This is a genomic window from Streptomyces sp. NBC_00536, from assembly GCF_036346295.1.
Taxonomy (GTDB): Bacteria; Actinomycetota; Actinomycetes; order Streptomycetales; family Streptomycetaceae; genus Streptomyces.
Map to the genome: position 1 here is coordinate 4,012,397 of NZ_CP107819.1, position 20,092 is coordinate 4,032,488.

General features: G+C 74.0%; 18 protein-coding genes. 9 read left to right on the forward strand and 9 right to left on the reverse strand.

Annotated features, from left to right (window positions below):
* Positions 1-6: 6 nt before the first annotated feature.
* Positions 7-519, reverse strand: a complete 513-nt coding sequence (locus tag OHS33_RS17485) for a F0F1 ATP synthase subunit B family protein (protein ID WP_330331348.1) — start codon at positions 517-519, stop codon at positions 7-9.
* Between the two features lie 169 nt (positions 520-688).
* Between OHS33_RS17485 and OHS33_RS17490 the strand changes: the two genes are divergently transcribed.
* Together OHS33_RS17490 and OHS33_RS17495 are read left to right on the forward strand one after the other, a co-directional pair.
* On the forward strand, positions 689-3,499 hold the full coding sequence (locus OHS33_RS17490) for an AfsR/SARP family transcriptional regulator (RefSeq protein WP_330331349.1): 2,811 nt from the start codon (positions 689-691) through the stop codon (positions 3,497-3,499).
* A gap of 142 nt (positions 3,500-3,641) precedes the next feature.
* Positions 3,642-3,884 carry a hypothetical protein gene (locus tag OHS33_RS17495; protein ID WP_330331350.1) on the forward strand — a complete coding sequence of 81 codons (243 nt, stop codon included), beginning with the start codon at positions 3,642-3,644 and terminating at the stop codon, positions 3,882-3,884.
* Positions 3,885-3,994: 110 nt separating this feature from the next.
* Here the strand turns inward: OHS33_RS17495 and OHS33_RS17500 are convergent, their stop codons facing one another.
* Positions 3,995-4,930 (reverse strand): alpha/beta fold hydrolase, encoded by a 936-nt coding sequence (locus OHS33_RS17500; protein WP_330331351.1) that lies wholly within the window; start codon positions 4,928-4,930, stop codon positions 3,995-3,997.
* Between the two features lie 155 nt (positions 4,931-5,085).
* Here OHS33_RS17500 and OHS33_RS17505 point away from each other — a divergent pair, with 155 nt between their 5' ends.
* Positions 5,086-5,709 carry a TetR/AcrR family transcriptional regulator gene (locus OHS33_RS17505; protein ID WP_330331352.1) on the forward strand — a complete coding sequence of 208 codons (624 nt, stop codon included), beginning with the start codon at positions 5,086-5,088 and terminating at the stop codon, positions 5,707-5,709.
* Here OHS33_RS17505 and OHS33_RS17510 read toward each other — a convergent pair.
* Positions 5,678-6,748, reverse strand: coding sequence for a serine hydrolase domain-containing protein (locus OHS33_RS17510; RefSeq protein ID WP_330331353.1), 1,071 nt, complete (start codon positions 6,746-6,748; stop codon positions 5,678-5,680). The two genes, OHS33_RS17505 and OHS33_RS17510, sit on opposite strands and share 32 nt — an antisense overlap.
* A 67-nt stretch (positions 6,749-6,815) precedes the next feature.
* Positions 6,816-8,042, reverse strand: coding sequence for a Shedu anti-phage system protein SduA domain-containing protein (locus OHS33_RS17515; RefSeq protein WP_330331354.1), 1,227 nt, complete (start codon positions 8,040-8,042; stop codon positions 6,816-6,818).
* A 170-nt stretch (positions 8,043-8,212) separates the two neighbouring features.
* Here OHS33_RS17515 and OHS33_RS17520 point away from each other — a divergent pair, with 170 nt between their 5' ends.
* Positions 8,213-9,742: an alkaline phosphatase gene (locus OHS33_RS17520; RefSeq protein ID WP_330331355.1), complete on the forward strand. Its 1,530-nt coding sequence runs from the start codon at positions 8,213-8,215 to the stop codon at positions 9,740-9,742.
* A gap of 69 nt (positions 9,743-9,811) precedes the next feature.
* Positions 9,812-10,357: a hypothetical protein gene (locus tag OHS33_RS17525; protein ID WP_330331356.1), complete on the forward strand. Its 546-nt coding sequence runs from the start codon at positions 9,812-9,814 to the stop codon at positions 10,355-10,357.
* A gap of 36 nt (positions 10,358-10,393) precedes the next feature.
* Here OHS33_RS17525 and OHS33_RS17530 read toward each other — a convergent pair whose 3' ends face one another.
* The 4 genes from OHS33_RS17530 to sigK form a co-directional block, all read right to left on the reverse strand.
* Positions 10,394-11,950: an alpha/beta hydrolase gene (locus OHS33_RS17530; protein WP_330331357.1), complete on the reverse strand. Its 1,557-nt coding sequence runs from the start codon at positions 11,948-11,950 to the stop codon at positions 10,394-10,396.
* A gap of 130 nt (positions 11,951-12,080) precedes the next feature.
* A complete protein-coding gene (locus tag OHS33_RS17535) occupies positions 12,081-12,536 on the reverse strand; it encodes a tellurite resistance TerB family protein (RefSeq protein ID WP_330331358.1) in 456 nt (151 codons plus the stop codon).
* A 118-nt stretch (positions 12,537-12,654) separates the two neighbouring features.
* Positions 12,655-13,422 carry an anti-sigma factor gene (locus OHS33_RS17540; RefSeq protein WP_330331359.1) on the reverse strand — a complete coding sequence of 256 codons (768 nt, stop codon included), beginning with the start codon at positions 13,420-13,422 and terminating at the stop codon, positions 12,655-12,657.
* On the reverse strand, positions 13,419-14,015 hold the full coding sequence (gene sigK, locus OHS33_RS17545; protein WP_330331360.1) for an ECF RNA polymerase sigma factor SigK: 597 nt from the start codon (positions 14,013-14,015) through the stop codon (positions 13,419-13,421). The genes OHS33_RS17540 and sigK overlap by 4 nt, the downstream gene beginning before the upstream one ends.
* A gap of 127 nt (positions 14,016-14,142) precedes the next feature.
* Here sigK and OHS33_RS17550 point away from each other — a divergent pair, with 127 nt between their 5' ends.
* The 4 genes from OHS33_RS17550 to OHS33_RS17565 all read left to right on the forward strand — a co-directional run bounded on the left by OHS33_RS17550 (position 14,143) and on the right by OHS33_RS17565 (position 19,385).
* Positions 14,143-15,732, forward strand: coding sequence for a molybdopterin-dependent oxidoreductase (locus tag OHS33_RS17550; protein WP_330331361.1), 1,590 nt, complete (start codon positions 14,143-14,145; stop codon positions 15,730-15,732).
* Positions 15,733-15,766: 34 nt separating this feature from the next.
* Complete coding sequence (locus tag OHS33_RS17555) at positions 15,767-16,411, forward strand: fasciclin domain-containing protein (protein WP_330331362.1); 645 nt, start codon at positions 15,767-15,769, stop codon at positions 16,409-16,411.
* Between the two features lie 139 nt (positions 16,412-16,550).
* Entirely contained in the window at positions 16,551-18,656 is a 2,106-nt protein-coding gene (locus tag OHS33_RS17560; RefSeq protein ID WP_330331363.1) for a restriction endonuclease, read from the forward strand.
* A 141-nt stretch (positions 18,657-18,797) separates the two neighbouring features.
* The gene (locus tag OHS33_RS17565; RefSeq protein ID WP_330331364.1) at positions 18,798-19,385 is read left to right on the forward strand and encodes an NADPH-dependent FMN reductase; all 588 of its coding nucleotides are present in this window, start codon (positions 18,798-18,800) and stop codon (positions 19,383-19,385) included.
* A gap of 73 nt (positions 19,386-19,458) precedes the next feature.
* Here OHS33_RS17565 and kdpC read toward each other — a convergent pair whose 3' ends face one another.
* Positions 19,459-20,091, reverse strand: coding sequence for a potassium-transporting ATPase subunit KdpC (gene kdpC, locus OHS33_RS17570; RefSeq protein WP_330331365.1), 633 nt, complete (start codon positions 20,089-20,091; stop codon positions 19,459-19,461).
* Position 20,092 lies beyond the last annotated feature (1 nt).

Sequence of the window (20,092 nt, forward strand, 5' to 3'; positions counted from 1 at the left end):
CCGGGTTCAGTCCCGGGCGGGCTCGGCCGTGTCGCCCGCGCCGGAGCGGAAGCGGGCGACGGCGGCGCTCGTCGCGACGAGGCCGTGCAGCGGTTCGCCCACGATGCGCCCGGCCAGTTCGGCGGCCAGCGCGACGACGTCACCGTGGAGTTCCGTCTCGGCGGCCAGCCGCTCGGCGGCGATCCGTTCACGGGCGGCGGCGGTCATCGCCTCCCGTTCCCGCACCCCTTCGGCCCGGATCCCGGCCAGCAGCACCGTGCCCTGTTCCACGGCTTCCTGGCGCGACCGCGCGGCATCGTGCCGCGCTTCGGCGATCTCCTGGAGGTACTGGCCGAGGATCCGGGACGCTTCCGCGGCGGTCTCCTGGGAACGCTCCATGCCCCCGTCGATCGCGTCCGCCCGCTCGGCGAGCACCCGGTTGACGCGGGGCAGCAGAACGGCCGCGAGGAACCCGAACACGGTGAGGAACGCGACCGCTCCGACCGACAGCTCCAGCCACTTCGGTATGAGAATGTCCATGATCGGAGCGTACGGTGCCGCTGATCCCAACTCGGCGGCGGGTCAGGCGAATTGAGGAGAGCGGCCACCGCATCCGGGAGGGGCGCCCGGGGCGTCGGCCCGCGGTGCGGGGAAGTGTCGGAGCGTGACGATATGCTGGCGTTTCTTTGCTGCCGGGGGGTGCAAGCAGGTGGAGTTCAGGCTGCTCGGATCGGTGTCCGTCGCGAGTGAGGCCGGGGACCTTCCGCTCGGGCCCGCCAAGCGGACCAGCCTGCTGGCCGCGTTGCTGCTGCGGCCCAACCATCCCGTTCCGCTGCGGCAGCTCACCGCCTCGCTGTGGGACGGCGAGCCCCCGGCGCGCGCACGCAGCGTGATACAGGGGCACGTGTCCCGGCTGCGCACCCTGCTGGACACCGTCGAAGCCGGCTCGTTCGGCGTGGAGTTGGCCACCCAGGGCGCGGCTTACGTGCTGCGGATGCCGGAGGCGCTGCTGGACGCGCACCGCTTCGAGGAGATGGTCACGCGGGCCCAGGGGCAGTGTTCGGTCGGGGATTCCGTGGTCATGTACCAGGAGGCCCTGGCCCTGTGGCGCGGGCCCGCGCTGACCGGCGTGCACCCCACCCCGCCGCTGCAGCTGGCCGCGGACGCGCTGGAGGAGCTGCGGCTCACCACGGTGGAACACCTGGCCGCCGGGTACGGGCGGCTCGGCGCCCACGCGCAGGCCGCGGCCGTGCTGCGCGCCGAGGCCGGCGCCCACCCGCTGCGCGAATCGCTGGCCGCCGCGCTGGTGACGGCCCTGCGGCGGGCCGGGCGGCGTTCGGAGGCGCTGGACTGGTTCCACCACACCCGGCGCCTGCTCGCCGAGGAGCTCGGCGTCGATCCCGGGGACGAGCTGAGCGACGCCTACGCGGCGGCCCTGCGCGGCCAGAGCTGCGAGACCGGGCAGAGCGGCCCCGGCGCGCGGAGCGGCGCCGAGGACCACGGCGGGCGCACCGGCGCCGCGCGCGAGGGGGCGTACGCCCCGCCCCGGATCCCGGCCCCGCGCACCCGGTACGCCGACACCCTCGACCTGATGCCCCGCCCGCCGCGCGGCTTCCACGGGCGCGAGGCGGAGCTGGCCGCGCTGTCCGGGGCCACCGCCGCGGAGGCCCCCGTATGCCTGGTCACCGGGCCCGCCGGGGTCGGCAAGAGCGCCCTCGTGGTCCATTGGGCGCACCTGCACCAGGACCGGTTCCCGGACGGCCGCCTCCACGCCGACCTGCGCGGTTTCAGCGACACCGGCGAGGCCGCGCCGCTCGACGTGCTGCGGGAGTTCCTGCTGGCGCTGGGCGTCGAGCCGCTGCGCCTGCCGGAAACGGTGACCCGTGCCGCAGCCCTGTTCCGCTCGCTGACCGCGGGCCGCCGGCTGCTGATCGTCCTCGACAACGTGCGCGCCTCGGAGCAGGTGCGTCCGCTGCTGCCGGGCGGGAGCGAGTGCGTCACCGTCGTCACCAGCCGCCACCGGCTGCGCGGCCTGATCGCCTCGGACGCGGCCCGCCCGGTCCCGCTCGGCGTCCTGGGACCGGAGGACGGTACGGCGCTGCTCGCCGCGGTGCTCGGCACGGACCGGGTGCACACCGAGCCGTTGGCCGCCCGGCAGCTGGCCCGGCTGTGCGACGGGCTGCCCCTCGCGCTGCGGGTCGCCGCGGCCCGGCTCGCGGACCAGCCGCACCTGAGCCTGACGGCCATGGCGGCGGAACTCTCGGACACCACGCGCAGGCTGGGCCTGCTCGACGCCGAGGACACGGGCGTCCGCGCCGCCCTGCACCTGTCGGTGCGCCGCCTCCCGCCGGGCGCCGCGCACCAGCTCGCCCACCTCGGCCGCCACCCCGGCACGCACATCGACCGTGATGTGGCGGCGGCCCTGGCGGGCACCGGTCCGGCGGAGGCGGAGGCGGCCCTCGACCAGCTCGCCGCCGCCCACCTGCTGACGTACGGCGCGCCGGGGCGGTGGGTGCTGCACGATCTCGTACGGCTCTACGCGCGCGACATGGAGACCGGCCCGGAGGCACTGCCGCGGCTGCTGGACCTCTACATCGCCACCGGCCTCGCGGCGGCCGGGGCCGCGGAGCGGGACGGTACGCCGTGCTTCGCGACGCCCGCGGACTTCGGCCGGCCCCAGGAGGTACGGGAGTTCCGCGACCGCGACGAGGCGATGGCCTGGTACACGGCGCAGCGCGAGGACCTGGCCCTCGCCGCGGCGGCGGCGCACGCCGCCGGGCTGCACGGCCGGGCCTGGCGGATCGTGCTGTCCCTGTGGCCGCTGATGGTGTGGCGGGTCCTCGACGGCTGGGCCCCGCTCCTGCGCACGGCCCTCGACTCGGCCCGGGCCGACGAGGACCCGCACGGCCAGTCCCGGGTCCTCGCCCTCCTCGGCTGGGTGCTGACCGAGGAGGGGCGGCCCGAGGAGGCCATGGCGCACCTCGAAGCCGCCTGCCTGCTGGCCGCCCGGGCGGGCGACCGCGGCGCTCAGGCCACCGCGCTGGTCAACCTGTCCCTGGCGCGGGCCGCGCTCGGCGAACTCGACGTGGCGGCGCGGGGGTGCGTACGGGCCGCCGAACTGGCCCGTGAGGCCGGTGACCCGGCCACCGAACGCCTCGCGCTCTACCACCTGTCCCGGCACCAGCTCGGCTCCGGGGAGTGGCGCGAGGCCCTGGAGAGCACCACGGCCGCGGGGGCCGTCCGGGCCCCGGCCGCGGAGTCCCCGACGCGGGTGCTGCTGCTCGCCGCGACCGGGGAGGCGCTGGTGGCGCTCGGCGAGCGGACCGAGGGCATCCGGTGCCTGGACGAGGCCGCGCGGGCGGCCGAATCGTCCGGCTTCGACGAGGGCGCGGAGCGGGCGCTCGGCGCGCTGCTCCAGCTGTCGGACACCGATGCGGGCGACGGGGCTCGCGGGGTGGACGGGACGGCGTACCGGGCCCGGTACGCCGAGGTGGCCGCGCGCCAGACCGTACGGGCGTGAGCGCCCCGTGTGACGCGTGATCCGAGGACGTCAGCGGAACGTCAGCGTCGCGTGATCACCACGCCAGCGCTCCCCGGCACAGTGGTGAACGCACGGGCGGCCCCTAACCCGTGCCGACCCTTGAGAACCGGGGAGTTCCCTCATGCGCACCACCCGCCGACGCACCGCGACCCTGGTCGCCACCGTCACGGCCGGGCTCGCGCTGGCGCTGACCGCATGCGGCGGCCCGGGGAACACGGGGTCCGCGGCGGCGGATCCCGGCACGGACAAGGGCGCGGACCGCGCGGACCGGACGGCTTCGCCCGGCGCCGCGGGCGGTGCTTCGGCGGCGGGCGCGGGTGTACAGGACGCCCGCGTTCCGTCGTCGGGTGCCGTCACCCCCTGAACCCTCCGGGCCCCCCCGCCACCCCCGACGGTCCCCGGAGTCCGCACACCCCCTGGCCGGCCAACGGCCCAGGGGGTGTGCGGTTTTTCGCGTCACGTCACGCGACGGCGTCACGCGACGGCCGGGTCCAGGGAGTCGATGTCCTCCATGAAGCTCAGCATCCGGGCGTTGACCAGCTCGGGGTGGTCGATCTGCGGCCCGTGCCCGGTGGCGGCGACGATCTCGGCCCGCGCGCCCGGGATCACCCGCGGCACCCGCTCCACCTGCCGCTTCGGGTGCACGAGCAGGCTGCGCTTGCCCATGATCAGGTAGAACGGCGTCCGGATCGAGCCCAGTTCCGCGTCCGACAGCGGCAGCGGGGCGGGCCGGCGGATCCGGAAGGCGCGCACGCCGGCCTGGACCCAGGCGCGCAGTTCCGGGACGACGAGCACCGGCTGCTCCAGCCAGGACGCCAGCCGCGGCCGCAGCGCCTTGGGCGCGAAGGTGGCGAAGAGGCTGACGAAGATCCAGACGAAGAACCGCAAGCCGACCTTCTCCAGGCCGCCCGGGTCGAGGGCCGTGACGGAGGCGAGCCGCCCGGGCCTGCGGTGCGCCATGTTGATGACCAGCCAGCCTCCGTAGGAGGAGCCGACCAGGTGCACCCGGTCGAGGCCGAGCGCGTCGAGGGCTTCGTCGAGCCACTGGGCGGCGCGCTCGGGCTGCCACATCACCTCGCGCTGCACGCTGCGGCCGGGGTCGCCCGGGGTGTCGAGGGCGTAGACGGGGCGGTCGGCGCTGAGCGCGGCGGTGTTGGGGTACCACTGCGCGGAACAGCCGCCGGAGCCGTGGATCAGGACCACAGGCGTACGGGACGCGGCGGCGGGGTCCGTGGGGCCGTACCGGTAGACGTGCGTGGTGCCGAAGCTCGTCTCCACGTCGGTCTCGGAGCGCGCGGGCGCGCCCAGGGCGTAGACGGCGTCGCAGGCGGCGAAGTAGCGGTCGCGCAGGGTGTCGTTGACGTAGCGGCCGATGTCGCGGCGGACGCGGGTGGTCGTGGTGTCGGACACGGTGGCACCTCCAGGAGATCGGTTCTTCGTGACCTTCGCGGCCTTCGTGATACGACCGTACCACGATCTTGGTACAGCGGTATCATGAAAAAGGGACCGCGGCCCACGCGGCCCCTCACCCCCACCCCTCACCTACAGGCGGAGACACCCCCAACATGCCGAAGCGCGTGGACCACGAGGAACGGCGCACCCAGATCGCCGAAGCGCTCGTCCGGGTCGCCGGACGCCGCGGACTGCACGCCGTCGGCATGCGCGACGTGGCGGCCGAGGCCGGGGTGTCGCTCCGGCTCGTGCAGTACTACTTCGAGACCAAGGAGAAGCTCCTCCTCTACGGACTCCAGCACCTCACCGACCGCTTCACGGCGCGCGTCGGCGCCCGCCTCGCCGCCGCGGGCCCCGCCCCCGGCCCGCGCGCAGCCGCCGAGGCCCTGATCCTCGCCTCGCTCCCCACCGACCCGGAGAGCCGCACCTTCCACCTGCTCTACAGCTCCTACGCGATCCTGTCCGTGACCGACGAGGCGCTGGCCGCCCAGCCGTTCATCGCCAACCCCGACGCCGCCGAGGACGCGCTGACCGGCCTGATCCGCGCGGCACAGGACACCGGGCAGGCCGATCCGGACGCCGACGCGCGCACCGAGGCGATCAGCCTGCTCGCCATGGCCGCGACCCTGGGCACCAGCATCCTGGTGGGCCAGCGGGGCCCCGAGTCGGCCGTCGCGGTCCTGCGCCACCACCTCGACCGGATCTTCACTCCCCGCCGCTCCGCGTCAGCGTCTTGAGGACGCGCTCGCGCAGCGGGGCGATCCGGGTGCGGGCGGCGGCCCCGTCGTGGACGGCGTTGGCCGTGATGACCACGTACCGCCCGGCGGCGGGCGCGAGGAACAGGCTGGCCCCGGTGAAACCGTGGTGGTGGGCCACGGCGCCCCCGGCCCCCACGATCCACCCCAGCCCCCGGTGCAGGCCGGGATCGATCTCCGCGACGGGGACCAGGCTCGCGGCCAGCCAGTCGCCGAGCGGGCTGCCCGGACCCGCCGACAGCAGGTGCTCCGCATAGGTCGCGAGGTCCGCTGCGGGCGCGAACACCCCCGCGTGCCCGGCGACATCGCCCATCGCCGCCGCGTTCTCGTCGTGCACCGCGCCCCACAGCCGGTCGTGGCCGTCGCGGTGCTCGGTCGGCGCGACCTCGGGGGACTGGGCGAGCGGGCCGTAGGCTGTACGGTCCATGCCCAGCCCGGCCCAGAACGCGGCGGCGAGCCGGTCCAGCGGCTCTCTGTGCACATGGGCGAGGGCCAGGCCGAGCAGCACGTACCCCCGGTTGATGTAGCGGTGGGTGCCCGGGATGTTCTCCAGGGGCTCGCGGCAGATCAGCTCGTGCAGCGGGCGCTCGGTCAGGTCGTACAGGTCGAAGCGGGTGGCCGCGCGCAGGCCGGAGGTGTGCGAGAGCAGCTGCCGCACCGTGGTCCGGGCCCCGGACAGGTGGCCGAGGCCCTCGTCCATCGGCGGCAGGAACTCCCGTACGGGCGCGTCCAGGTCCAGCAGCCCCGCCGCCACGGCGCGGCCGACGAGCGGCCAGGTCGCGGTGACCTTGGTGAGGGACGCGATGTCATAGACGGTGTGCTCGTCGGGGGTCCGCGGGTTGGTGAACGGGGAGACCACCCCGGCCGACAGGACCGTACGGTCCCCCGCGGCCGTGCCGCAGACCACCACTCCGCCCGGGGCCGCCCCGTCGGCGACGACCTCCTCCAGCGCCTCCCGCAGCCCGTGCACGTCGGCGGCCGTGAAGGGGATGGATGCGGGTGCGGGTGCGATCTCGTTCATCTGCGCCTCCGGTGCGGTGGGTGCGATGCGTCCGGATCCTGTCGCCGGGCGCATTCCACCCTGGCCATCACCGGGACCGGGGGACGGCAGCCGCGCCGAGCGAGCGCTCCGCGTTGTCGATCAGCTCCTTGTAGGTGAGCACCTCGACCCGGTTCACGTGCGTGTTGAAGGTGCGCAGGGCCTCATGGATCTCCCGCTCCGGGACCTCCGGCTGCGCCCCCGGGTGGCCGATCAGGACCAGCGCGCTCGCCCGGCGCGTCTCGATGCCGAAGTCGGCGCGCAGCCGCTCCCGGTTCTCGTCGAGCCCCACCAGGTAGTTCACGGCCTGACCGACGGCGTCGTGCACCTCGGCGGCGGGCACCCAGGCGCCACGGTGCCGCTTCACCAGCGGTCCGCGCAGGCCCATCGACCGCTTCAGCTCCACCACGTGGAGCGAGCCGTCCCCGCGGATCAGCGGTATGTCCACCTCGTCCCCGGAGACGAGCCGCCGCTGGACGGCCTCGCCGACGAACCGGCCGCCGAAGATCCAGTGCTGTCCCTCCAGCGCCCGCTGGAGGTCCGCCTCCAGGGCGACGGGGTCCTCGGCGACCGTGCGCAGGGCGGCGAGTTGCGCCGCGCGCCGCTGGAGTTCGGCGGCGCGCAGCGCGAGCCGCCCGTCCCGGTCGGCCGCGAGCAGGGCGAGCGCCTCGGGCGAGGCGGCGATCCGGCGCGCCTCGGCCTCCGGGTCCGCCACCTCGATCCGCTCCCGCCGGATCACCTGCTCGATGTGCAGCGCCCATTCCGCCCGCCCGCGGGGTATGCGGTAGCGCCCGGGCCGGTCCGCCGGCGCCTCCACGAACCGGCCGTCCTCCCCCAGGCTCCGCAGATAGTCCAGCAGCTCGGCCGGGGTGGCGTCGGGCCGCTCGGCCAGGAATTCCTTGCCCTTCCCCGTCAGGAACTGACCGCCTCCCCACAGGGTCATCCCCACCAGATCCCGGAGGAGCCAGCTGCGCTCGGCGCCGTCCAGGTACAGCCGGTAGCGCTCCTCGAACTCCGGTTTGAGGATCCGCCCCTCCGCATAGTCCACGGAGTCCTGGAGCAGCCGCACGACCTGCCACTCGCCCGCCGAGGCCGCCCGGGACCGGGCCTGCGCCAGCAGGTCCACGAGCGCCTTGCCGCCCCGGCGACCGCGTCCCCGCCCGCCGTGCATGTGCCCGAACACCGCGTCGACGGCCGCCCGCACGTCACCGTCGGCCGCCTCCTTCCGGACGGCGTCCAATTGCTGTTCCAGGGCGAAATCGACTCGGATCTCCATGCCCCCAGCGTGACGCACGGGTCTGACAACGGGTCCGGTATCGGACACAAGATCGATTTCAGCCCGGCGCTGTTCGACTCCACGTCACCCGGGGAAACCGCACCGTTCATGTCCCGCTCTTAGCGTCGGAGCGCCCGCGCCATTCATTTCCGAGGGGGACCTCCCGCATCATGCGACGCAGACCTGCCAAGACGTTGACCGTACTGGCCCTGACCGGCGCCCTGGCCGCCGGCACCGCGGTCACCGCCAACTCGGCTCCCCAGCACGGCGGTCAGGGGGAGATCCGCAACGTCATCTACCTGCTCGGTGACGGAATGGGCCGGACCCACGTCACGGCCGCCCGCGACCGGTTCTACGGCGCGTCCGGCAAGCTGAACATGGAGACCCTGCCCTACACCGGCGCGGTCGCCACGTACGCCGTCGAGAAGGGCACCTCGAAGCCCTCGCTCGTCACCGACTCCGCCAGCTCGGCCACCGCGTGGTCGACGGGCGTCAAGACCTACAACGCCGCGCTGAGCGTCGACTCGTACGAGAAGCGCGTCACCACGCTGATGGAGCAGGCCAAGAAGGCCGGCTTCGCCACGGGCAACGTCTCCACCGCCGAGATCACCGACGCCACCCCGGCCGCCCAGTTCAGCCACGCGCTGCTGCGCGGCTGCCAGGGCCCGGTCTACTCCGACGCCGCCTGCCTCCCCAAGAAGGAGGACGGTACGTACGAGGCCGCGCCCGCGGACAAGACCCTGGTGACCCCGATCGCCGAGCAGATCGCGCACAACGGCACCGCCGACGTCATCCTCGGCGGCGGCCTCGCCCGCTTCGAGCCGGACGACCAGAAGGCCCTCAAGGACCAGGGCTACCAGGTGCTCGGCAGCTTCGGCGACCCGAAGCTCCCGGCCCAGACCGCCGCCAGCCAGAAGGTCGCCACCAAGACCGACCTGGCCCAGGCCAACGGCAAGAAGGTCATCGGCCTCTTCAACCGCGGCAACCTCACCGTCGAGCAGGCCAAGGCCGGTCTGCCCGCGGACGCCGCGCAGAAGCAGGAGCCGACGCTCGCCGACATGACCCGCAAGTCGATCCAGCTGCTCGGTGAGCGCGGCGGCTACGACCGCAACCGCAAGGGCTTCCTCCTCCAGGTCGAGGGCGCCCAGATCGACAAGCGGTCGCACGCCAACGACGCCGCCCAGACCCTGGGCGAGATCAAGGCCTTCGACGACGCGGTCAAGGTGGCCACCGACTTCGCGAAGAAGGACGGCCACACCCTGGTCGTCGTGACCGCGGACCACGAGTGCGCCGGCTTCAACATCATCGAAAAGGGCACCTACACCAACGCCGAGGCGGTCGCTCCCCCGGCCAACACGGACGCGGGCAACCCGGCCAACAACAGCACCACCTCGCGCCCCGCTTCGGGTGCCAAGGACCCGGTGCGCTCGACCGGCCCGATCAACGGCACCGGCGCGGGTGACGTGAAGAACTTCGCTCCCGCCACCTTCCGCACGCCGAACGACCCGGCCGAGGTCAAGGACGGCAGCCCGGACGCCAGCCTCTGGCTGACCTACCTGTCCGGCAACCACACCGGTGCCGACGTGCCGATCTTCGCGTACGGCCCGAACGGCGCCGCCTTCGCCGCGAGCCAGAACAACACCGAGCTGTACGGCAAGCTGTACCGCTCGCTGTTCGGCAAGTCGCCCCAGCAGCACTGACCCACCGATGCGCAGCCGGGGCCGGGAGGACCACGTCCTCCCGGCCCCGGCCACGTCAGGAGCCTTCCGATGAGACACCTCACCCGCCGCACCGCCGGGGCGCTGGCCGCCGCGGCCGCCGTTCTCGCACTCGCCTCGGGCTGCTCCGGCGGCCCGGCGGCAGCCACTGCCGACAGCGCGGCGGAGGCGGCCGGATCCGCCGCCCCCGTGGTCCTGCCCGCGCCGCGCGGGGCGCCCGCGCCCGCCGCCGTACTGGCCCAGCCCGCCAAGCCGGGCGAGGTCCGCATCGAGGAGGGCCCCTTCACCGACCGGGTGAAGATGACCGCCCTCAAGCTCACCGACAAGGCGTCCGTCACCGGGCACATCGCCATCACCTCCGATGTCAGCGACACCCTGGCCCTGGAGATCGGCGCGGCGTACTACGACCCGACCGGCCACCTCCTCGGGACCACGAAGTTCCAGTACCAGGAGGAGGGCGAGGACGCGCAGGGCGACCAGCACCACGACGGGCCGCGCGCGGCGGGCGACGGCATCGACTTCACCGTGCCTGCCGGGCAGTTCGCGCAGGCACCGGCGAGCGTGGTGCTGTCGATACCGGTCCTCGTCAGCGAGTAGCGGAGCGGACGGGGTTCCGCCGGGGTTCCGCCGCGGCTACTGCCCCGCGGCGCAGAACGTGTCACGCGACGGGCGGTGGCCGGTGGTCAGGAACTCGGTGACCGCCCGGTCCCCGCAGGCGTTGCCGTTGCCCAGGTAGACGCCGTGGCCGCCGTGGTCGACGGTGACCAGGCGGGCCCGGTCGCCGAAGGCCTCGCGCATCTTCAAGGCGCCGAAGTAGGGGGTGGCCGGGTCGCGCAGGTTCTGGATCATCAGCACGTTGGAGGGGCCGTCACCGGTGATCCGGGTGGGCTTCTCCACCGGCGCGTCCTTCCAGAACGCGCAGGGCGTGACCGTCGCGGGCATCCCGGCGGTGAGCGGGTGCGCGGCCCGGTCGGCTGCCGAGCCGCGCGCGTAGGCGTTCACGTCGGCGGGCCACTTCACGTCGTTGCAGATCACCGCGACGGCGATCGCCGCGTCCTCGTCGCGCAGCGGCTGGGCCAGCTCGGGCGGCAGCACCGGGGTCGCGGCCGGGTCCTGGGCCTGCCGCACGAGCCGGGCGAGGCCCGGGAAGGCCGCGTCGCCGTACAGGGCGTTCTGCATGGCCTGGCGCAGCAGGTTCCCGGTCAGCGGCGTGCCCTGGGTGGTCGAGGGCTTGGGCGCGTGGTCGAGCGTGGCCGCGAGGGCGAGGAACAGCGGGCGCACCTCGTCGGGGCGCTCGGCGAGCCGCAGGCCCTCGGCCGCGCGGGCCGGGTCGGCCGCCCAGGCCGCGAAGTCGGGGAACCGGTCGTCGGCGCCCTGCGACATGTTCGCGAGCCAGCCGCGCGCCACGCGCGACGGGTCGGGGTCGCCGCTGCTGTCCAGGACCCAGCGGTCGGTGTGCTGGGGGTACTTCTGCCCGTAGACGGCGCCGACGTACGTACCGTACGAGGTTCCCCAGGCCGACAGTTTCCGCTCGCCCAGGGCCTGGCGCAGCCGGTCCATGTCCCGGACCTCGTTGGCGGTGGTGAAGCTGCGCAGCACCGCGCCGCCATTGGTCTGGCATGCCTCGGCCACCCGGCGGGAGCGGGCCTCGTTGACCGCGACACCGCCGTCCGCGTCGGGCCAGGACCGCAGGGTGACCAGCATCCGGTCCTCCGGCGCGAGTCCGCAGTTCGCGGTGGTACTGGCGCCCACGCCGCGCGGGTCGAAGCCCACCAGGTCGTAGCTGCCGGCCATCGCCTTGCCCAGCGCCTCGCCCTTCTGCGCCAGGCGCTGCACCCCGGAGCCGCCCGGGCCGCCGGGCAGGACCATCAGCGTGCCGCGCCGGGCGGCGGGCCGGTCGCTGCGGATCCGGGAGACCGCGAGGGAGAGCTGCCGGCCGGCCGGGTCGCCGTAGTCGAGGGGCACGGGCAGCTCGGCACACTCCTGCCCGGCGGGCCCGCCCGGCCGCTCGCAGGGCCGCCAGGCCAGCGCGGGAGCCCCGGCGGTACCCGCCGCGGCGCTCGCGGGGACGGCGTCCGCCCGGCCGCCCGCCGCGGCGTCGGCCGAGGGGGCGAAGGCCACGGTCAGGGCGGTGGCGGCGGTCACGGCGGAGAGGGCGAGTGCGGCGCTCGTACGGGTGTAAGTCGTCATGCCCAAAGGGTGGTTCAGCCCCGCCCGCCGTCCCATCCGGCTGGCGTGACGGCCGGGGGTGGGGCTAACCCCCCGGGGTTCCCCCAGAGGGGGGTTGGCCGACCCTCCGGACGGGCCTCCGAACGGTCCGTCAGAGGTCGAACTCGTGCGGTGCCAGGCCCAGGGCGAAGCAGGCCTCGCGGACGACGGCCTGCTCGGTCTTGTCGAAGTCACCGTCGGCGCCACCGATGATGATGCCGATCTGGATGACCGCGCGGGCCTCCGCGGGCTTCTTCTTCGCCTTGGCTATCTCCTGCATGACGGCGACCTTGCCGAAGTCGAAGTCGGCGGTCAGCTTGTCGAGGTTCTCGTCGAAGCGCCGCCGCAGTTCGTCCGCGGGGAAGTTCTGCAGCACCTCGTTGGTCCCGATCAGCTGGGCCACGCGCTGGCGTTCGGCCGCGTCGATCGTGCCGTCGGCCGCGGCCACGAGCGCGCACATCGCCATGCTGGAGTCCCTGAACGCCCCGCTCTTGAGGTCGTTCCGCTTCGCCACCAGCTGCGTCTGCATCGTCGCGGCGGAATCCTTGATGCGGTCCCACAGGGCCATGTCTGTCTCCTTATGTCATGGATGGTCACCCCGACAACGGACAGGACTCCCCGCGCGTGCCCGGCCCGCCGATCCCTTCCGCTTCCTTCCGCTTCCTTCCGCTTCCGCCCCGCACGGGCTACGCCGGGAGGGCCATGACCAGCAGCGGCGCCGTGGTGGGACGCGCGGAGCCGCCCGCCGGCTCGACCGTGAGACCGATCGCCGTGGCGTCCCGCACCGCCCCGTCCAGCAGCAGCGCGTGCCCGCCGCCCAGCAGCCCGGCCGGGCGCATCGAACCGTGCTCCGAGAACCACAGCTGGTACGTCGTCCCCGCGGGCGGCGGCGGCAACTGCGCGGCCAGCACCACCGCCTGGTCCCGGGCGGCCGAGGTCACGACGGTGACCCTGGCCCCGCTCGCGGTCCGGCCCGTGGCGGTACGTGCGTCCGGCGCGGCCAGCACCGCCGTGAGCGCCTCGCTCCGCGCCCCGGCCCGGTCGGCCTCGCGCTGCGCGGCCTGCACGGCCCGCCGCGCCCGCTGGGCCTCCCCGTGCTGCCCGAGGGCGATCGCGCCGAAGGACACGGCCGCGGCGAGGCTGGCCGCGATCACGAGGACCGCGCCGCGGCGCCTGATCCCGGCGGCGAGCACGGCGTACCGCCCCGGCGCCGGTACCCGTGGCGGGAGTTGGCGCACGCTGTCGATGCGTTCCAGCACCAGCGCCTTCAGCTCCGGCGGCGGGGGCACGGCGGCCGCCGACGCCAGCCGGGCCGCGGTCGCGGCGAATTCCCGCACCTCCTGGGCGCAGGACGTGCACTGGCCGAGGTGCCGGGTGAAGGCGTGGTGTTCGTCGGGGCCCAGCGCGTCCAGCGCGTACGCACCGGTGAGGGCGTGCGGGTCTTCGGTCGTCACGTGGTCACCCCCATGCAGTCGCGCAGCCGGATCAGTCCGTCGCGCATACGGGTCTTGATGGTCGGAAGGGGGGTCCGCAGGGTCTGCGCCACCTCGCGGTAGGTCAGGCCCCGGTAGTAGGCGAGGGTGACGGTCTCCCGCTGGAGTTCGGTCAGCCGGCGCAGACAGCGGCGCACCTGCTCGCTCTCCAGCCGGGTCTCCACCTGCTCGCTGACCTCGTCGAAGGGCGGTGTCAGCGCGCCCAGCGCGTCCTGGTGGTCGCGGTTCGCGGCGGCCTGCGCCGAGCGCACCCGGTCCACGGCGCGGCGGTGCGCGAGGGTGGCCGTCCAGGTCGTGACGGACCCCTGGGCGGGCTGGTAGCGGGCGGCGCCCCGCCAGATCTCGATCATCACTTCCTGCGTCACCTCCTCGGACTGCGCGCGGTCCCGCAGGACCTTGAGGACGATGCCGAAGACCGGGCCGGCGATCACGTCGTAGAGGGCGGCGAAGGCGTCCTGGTCGCCGAGCGCGACCCGGGCCATCAGCTCCGCGGGGTCGGGCCGGGCGGACCGTTCAGGACGGTCGCCCTCGTCCCTTCGATGGATCGCTCGCATGGGCAGTCCTCCGCGCCGTTCGGCATGGGTGGTGGCACCCCGGTCACCTGTTCTTCGGAGCCGACGCCCCCGAGGATTGCCGGAACATCCGGCGAACCGAACCAATCCGCGGGGCCCGGGGCGCCGAATGCCAGATGTGACCATCACCCGACCGGCCCTGAACCGCGGCGCACTCGCCGCGCTGAGCGGCCTGCTGTCCGGGTACACGGCGCTGGCGGTCGCAGAACTGGTCGCCTCCTTCGTGCGGCCCCAGGCGGGCCCCGTCACCGCAGTAGGCGGCGCGGCCATCGACCGTACCCCCGCCCCGGTCAAGGATTTCGCGATCCGGCGCTTCGGCACCGACGACAAGCTCGTCCTCCAGATCGGCATCGTCGCCGCCCTCGGCTTCCTGGCCGTCCTCCTCGGCCTGTTCGCCCTGCGCCACCGGCGCACCGGCGCCGCCGGTGTCCTCGCCTTCGGCGTGCTCGGCGCGGCCGCCGCGCTCACCCGGCCCGACGCGGCCGGGGCGGCCGACGCGCTGCCCTCGCTGGTGGGGGCGGCCGCCGGATCCGTGGTCCTGCACGTCCTGCTCGGGCGGCTCGCGCGGCCACCGGCCGGGACCGGTGAGGGCCCGGCCGCGGGCCGCCTGGACCGGCGCGGGTTCCTGCTCGCCGCCGGAGCCACCGCGCTCGTCGCCACCGGGGCGGGTGCGCTGGGACGGACCCTGGCCGGGCGGCGCGGCCGGGGCGCGGTGGCCTCCCGGGCCGCCGTACGGCTGCCCGCGCCCGCTTCGCCCGCCGCGCCCGTACCGGCGCGGGCCGCCCCGCGGATCCCCGGGATCAGCGCCTTCACCACCTCGAACACCGACTTCTACCGGGTGGACACCGCACTGGTGGTGCCCAGGGTCGACGCCGGCACCTGGCGGCTGCGGCTGCACGGCAAGGGCGTGGGCCGCCCCCGGACGTACTCCTACCGGGAGTTGCTCGGCCGGGACCTGATCGAGCGCGACGTCACGCTGACCTGCGTGTCCAACGAGGTCGGCGGACCGTACGTCGGCAATGCCCGCTGGCTGGGCGTCCGGCTGGCCGACCTGCTCCGCGAGGCGGGCGTACGGCCCCCCTCGCGCGGCGGCCCGGCCGATCAGCTGGTGGCCCGCTCGGTCGACGGGATGACCCTGGGCAGCCCGGTCGAGGACGTCATGGACGGCCGCGACGCGATGCTCGCGGTCGGCATGAACGGGGAACCGCTCCCCTTCGAGCACGGCTTCCCGGTCCGCATGCTCGTCCCCGGGCTGTACGGGTACGTGTCGGCCTGCAAGTGGATCCGGGACATCGAGCTGACCACCTTCGACGCCTACGACCCGTACTGGGTCCAGCGGAGCTGGGCCCGGCGCGCACCGGTCAAGACCCAGGCCCGGATCGACACCCCCAAGCCGTTCGCCCGGCCGCCGCTGGGCACGACCGTGATGGTCGGCGGGGTCGCCTGGGCCCAGCACCGGGGCATCCGGCGCGTGGAGGTACGGATCGACGACGGCCCGTGGCAGGACGCCGACCTCGCCGACCAGGACACCGTCGACACCTGGCGGCAGTGGTCCTTCCCCTGGACGACCACCCCGGGCGGCCACACCCTCACCGTCCGCGCCACCGACGGCGGCGGCCGCCTCCAGACCGACCGGCGCACCCAGACCCTTCCCGACGGAGCCAGCGGCTGGCACAGCGTCTTCGTCACCCCCGGCTGACCCCCTTCCCGCACCCACCACCATGGAGAACGCCATGAGCACGCTTCGCTTCCTCCGTACCGCCCTCGCCGTCGCCACCGCGGCCATCCTGCCCTTCGCCCTGGCCGCCTGCTCCGAATCCGGCAAGGACAGCGCGGCCGGTCCGGCCGCCGACTCGGCGGGCGCGGTCCCCACCGCGCCCGCCGTGGACGGTGCGCCGTCCACGGACAAGCCCTTCGGCCCCGCCTGTGCGGGGGTCCCCGCCACCGGCGCGGGCAGCTTCGACGGCATGGCCAAGGACCCGGTCGCCACCGCCGCCTCCCACAATCCGGCGCTGTCCACCCTGGTCGCCGCCGTCAAGCAGGCCGGCCTGGTCGACACCCTCAACAACGCCAAGGACCTCACCGTCTTCGCCCCGACCAATGAGGCCTTCGCCAAGATCCCGAAGGCCGACCTGGACAAGGTCCTCGCCGACAAGGCGATGCTGACGAAGATCCTCACCTACCACGTGGTGGGCCAGAGGCTGGCGCCGCAGCAGCTGGAGAGCGGCTCCTTCGACACCCTGGAGAAGGACCAGGTCACCACCGCCGGATCCGGCACCTCCTACCAGGTCAACGGCGCCTCCCACGTGGTCTGCGGCAACGTCCCGACCGCCAACGCGACCGTCTACATCGTCGACACCGTCCTGATGCCCAAGTAGCGGCCGGGGAACGGGCCCCGCGGGAGAACGAGCGCGGCCACAGGGCCGGTCACCGACTGTGGTGACCGGCCCTGAGCCATGCCTTCGAGCCGCTAGGGTTTGCGTGGGTATCGCACGGGGTCGGGGAGGGCCGGGGCGGATGAGTCGTCGTTCCAGTGGACTGGTCGGGATCTGGGCCGAGGCCCAGCGCCAGCAGCAACGCTCGCAGGCCCTGCAGCAGCGGGAGCGAGAACGTCAGCAGCGGGCTCAGGAGCGGGACATGGCCCGCGGCCTGCGCGAACAGAAGGTGGCCTACCGCCAGTACCGGGACGCCGAGGCGCGGCGGCTCACCGAGCAGCTGGAACAGCAGGTCGCCGCGCTCCAGGGGCTGCTCGGCCAGGGCTGTGCCGCACCCGCCTTCCGGATCGCCGCGTTGCGGCGGCCCGAACGGGTCGAGGCGTTCAACCCGGGTCAGCTGGAGCGTCCGGTGCCGATGCCGGAACCGCACCAGTTCGCCGTGCAGACCGGCTGGGGCATCGGGGCGGGCCGCCGGGCGCAGGCCGAGGCCGACGCGCACGCCCGGTACACCCAGGCCTGGCACGCGGCCCAGGCCGCCGAGACGCAGCGGCAGCAGCAGCTCTCCGCGTACCGCGCGCAGTACGACCGGTGGGCGGGCGGGCAGCTCGCGGAGATCCGCGCGCACAACACCGGGATCGCGGAGCTGGCGGCCTCGCTGCGCGCCGGTGACCCCGACGCGGCCGTCGAGTACTTCTCGGCCGCGCTGTACTCGTCCTCCGGCTGGCCCGGGGAACTGCCGCGCGCGCTGAGCGCCGCCTACGATCCGGGGGCCCGCCAGCTGGTCCTGAACTGGGAGCTGCCGGGGTTCGACGTGGTGCCCACCGCGAAGTCGGTGCGGTACATGCCGAGCACGGACCAGGACAAGGAGTCCCCGCTCCCGGTGGGCCAGCGCCGCGCGGTGTACCGCGATCTGCTCGCGCAGTGCGTCCTGCTGGTGCTGCGGGACCTGTTCGAGGCGGACGAGTTCGGCGCCCTGGAGTCGGTGGCCCTCAACGGGTACGTCGACGACCACGATCCGGCGACGGGCCGTCCCGCGCAGATCTTCCTGGCCACGGTGATGGCGACCCGACCGTCCTTCGCCGCCCTCCACCTGGCCCAGGTCAACCCGGTGGACTGCCTGACCGGCGCTCTGCGCGGGCAGTTGTCGGCCCGCCCGGACCTGCTCACGGCCGTACGTCCGGCCCGCACGCCGGAGGACCTCGGCTCGGGCGTGGTCACGCACGGAAGCGGCACTGGCGGCGGAGCGGGGGACGAGGAGCCCGATCTGTTCTCGATGGATCCCATCGAGTTCGAGGGCCTGGTCGCCGAGCTGTTCCGGGCCATGGGGATGCAGGCCGTGATGACCCAGCGGTCCAACGACGGCGGGGTGGACGTCGACGCGACCGACCCCACCCCGATCCGCGGCGGCTCGATCGTGGTCCAGGTCAAGCGGTACCGCAACACCGTCCCGCCGACCGCCGTGCGCGACCTGTACGGCACGGTCCAGGACGCGGGGGCCAACAAGGGCGTACTGGTGACGACCTCGGGCTTCGGTCCGGGATCGCACGCCTTCGCCCAGGGCAAGCCGCTGGAGCTGGTCTCCGGGCCGGAGCTGGTGGACCTGCTGCACCGGCACGGGCTGCGCGGCCGTCTCGGGGACGGCGGCCGTCCGGCGGCGGCCGTCCCCGCCCAGCGCGAAGCCACCCCGGCCCCGGCGGCCGCCCCCGAGTACAACGTGCTCGGCATGTACTGGTCCGGGCCGGTCGCGCTCGATGTGTGCGCCCTCGTCTGCGCGGGCACCCGGGTGCTCAGCGATGAGCACTTCGTCTTCTTCAACAACCACCGCACCCCGGACGGTTCGGTGCGCAGCCGTCCGCACACCCCGCCGGACCGGGCCGCGATCGAGGTGGCCTTCGACGCGCTCCCCGACCGCGCCGACCGGCTGGTGCTGGTCGCGGCGGTGGATCCCGAGACCCATCCGTACGCGGACCTGTCCGGGTTCCTCGCGGCCCGGATCCGGCTGCTCGGCGCCGACGGCACGGAGATCGACCAGCTGGACGTGTCCGACGGCCGCCCCGGGGAAACCGCCCTGGTCCTGGGCTCGTTCCGGCGACGAGCGGGCGGTGACTGGTCCTTCGTGGCGGGCGGCAAGGGGTATCCGGGCGGTCTGGCCGCCCTGGTGCACGACTTCGGGATCGCCACCGAATGAGCACGCGGGGCGCCCCCAACAGGAGCCTCCCAACAGGGTGTTTCACGTGAAACCGGGCGTGTTTCACGTGAAACACTCATTTGTTTCACGTGAAACACCCGGTCAACGGACCAAGATCAGGTCGCACGTACCCTCCGTGCCATGGCTAATAACACACCTGTGAACAAGCTCGCTGTCATCGTCGGCTCCACCCGCGAAGGCCGCTTCGGCCCGACCGTGGCCGAATGGTTCACCGCGCTCGCCGCCGAGCACGGTGGCTTCGAGGTCGACGTCATCGACGTGGCCGAGCTGGAACTTCCCGCCCAGCACCCGAACTGGGGCACCCCGCGCACTCCCGCGCTGGAGGCACTGTCCGAGCGCGTCACCGCGGCGGACGCGTTCGTCGTCATCACGCCGGAGTACAACCACAGCTACCCGGCGCAGCTGAAGCACTTCCTCGACCTGCACACCACCCAGTGGCACGCCAAGCCGGTCGCCTTCGTGTCCTACGGCGGTGTCTCGGGCGGTCTGCGGGCCGTCGAGCACCTGCGCCAGGTCTTCGCCGAGCTGCACTGCGTCACGATCCGCGACGCGGTCAGCTTCCACGGCGCGTGGGACCACTTCGCCGAGGGCGGCAAGGCCCACGACCCGCAGGGCGCGGCCGGCGCGGCCAAGACCCTCCTCGACCGGCTGACCTGGTGGACCACCACGCTGCGCGAGGGCCGCACCGCCCGCCCGTACAACTCCTGACCAGCGCACCCGCCGTGCCGACGGGTCCGGGCCGCCGTCGCGGCCCGGACCCGTCCGGCCATCCGGTCAGCCGTCAGCCCGTCAGGGACTTCAGCGCGATGTTCAATTCCAGTACGTTGACGCGGGGTTCGCCCATGAAGCCCAGGGTCCGACCCTCGGTGTGGGCGGCGACGAGCTTCTCGACCTGGGCGACCGGCAGGTGGTTCCGCGCGGCGATCCGGGGGATCTGGAGGGCCGCGTAAGCCGGGGAGATCGCCGGGTCCAGGCCCGAGCCCGAGGAGGTCACGGCGTCGGCGGGCACCTGACCGAGCCGCGGGGTGAAGCCGGGGACCGTGTTGTCCGCGATGACCTTCTGCTGGGCCTCGCGGACCGCCTTGACCAGGTCGGGGTTGTCAGCCGCCTTGTTGGAGGCGCCGGAGACCAGCAGCTTGTACTGGGTGTTGATGGTGTTCTGCCCCAGCCCGGCCGAGGGCCGCGGCTGGAACCAGCGGAGGTCGTCGCCGTAGCTCTGCCCGATGAGGGAGGAGCCGACGACGGTACCGGTGCCGTCCTTGACCTCGGAACCGTTGGCCTGGCGGCTGAACGCGGCCTGGGCGATCCCGGTGACGGCCAGCGGGTAGAGGGCCCCGCACACGACCGTGAGGACCAGCAGGGCGCGCAGGCCCGCCCCGATCAACCGCACTGTGTTGCCTACAGAGTTGTTCATG

Coding starts and splice junctions, on each gene's coding strand:
- OHS33_RS17485 (WP_330331348.1), bottom strand. CDS start 519: ATGGACATTCTCATACCGAAGTGGCTGGAGCTGTCGGTCGGAGCGGTC.
- OHS33_RS17495 (WP_330331350.1), top strand. CDS start 3,642: ATGCGCACCACCCGCCGACGCACCGCGACCCTGGTCGCCACCGTCACG.
- OHS33_RS17505 (WP_330331352.1), top strand. CDS start 5,086: ATGCCGAAGCGCGTGGACCACGAGGAACGGCGCACCCAGATCGCCGAA.
- OHS33_RS17510 (WP_330331353.1), bottom strand. CDS start 6,748: ATGAACGAGATCGCACCCGCACCCGCATCCATCCCCTTCACGGCCGCC.
- OHS33_RS17515 (WP_330331354.1), bottom strand. CDS start 8,042: ATGGAGATCCGAGTCGATTTCGCCCTGGAACAGCAATTGGACGCCGTC.
- OHS33_RS17520 (WP_330331355.1), top strand. CDS start 8,213: ATGCGACGCAGACCTGCCAAGACGTTGACCGTACTGGCCCTGACCGGC.
- OHS33_RS17525 (WP_330331356.1), top strand. CDS start 9,812: ATGAGACACCTCACCCGCCGCACCGCCGGGGCGCTGGCCGCCGCGGCC.
- OHS33_RS17530 (WP_330331357.1), bottom strand. CDS start 11,950: ATGACGACTTACACCCGTACGAGCGCCGCACTCGCCCTCTCCGCCGTG.
- OHS33_RS17535 (WP_330331358.1), bottom strand. CDS start 12,536: ATGGCCCTGTGGGACCGCATCAAGGATTCCGCCGCGACGATGCAGACG.
- sigK (WP_330331360.1), bottom strand. CDS start 14,015: ATGCGAGCGATCCATCGAAGGGACGAGGGCGACCGTCCTGAACGGTCC.
- OHS33_RS17550 (WP_330331361.1), top strand. CDS start 14,143: ATGCCAGATGTGACCATCACCCGACCGGCCCTGAACCGCGGCGCACTC.
- OHS33_RS17555 (WP_330331362.1), top strand. CDS start 15,767: ATGAGCACGCTTCGCTTCCTCCGTACCGCCCTCGCCGTCGCCACCGCG.
- OHS33_RS17560 (WP_330331363.1), top strand. CDS start 16,551: ATGAGTCGTCGTTCCAGTGGACTGGTCGGGATCTGGGCCGAGGCCCAG.
- OHS33_RS17565 (WP_330331364.1), top strand. CDS start 18,798: ATGGCTAATAACACACCTGTGAACAAGCTCGCTGTCATCGTCGGCTCC.
- kdpC (WP_330331365.1), bottom strand. CDS start 20,091: ATGAACAACTCTGTAGGCAACACAGTGCGGTTGATCGGGGCGGGCCTG.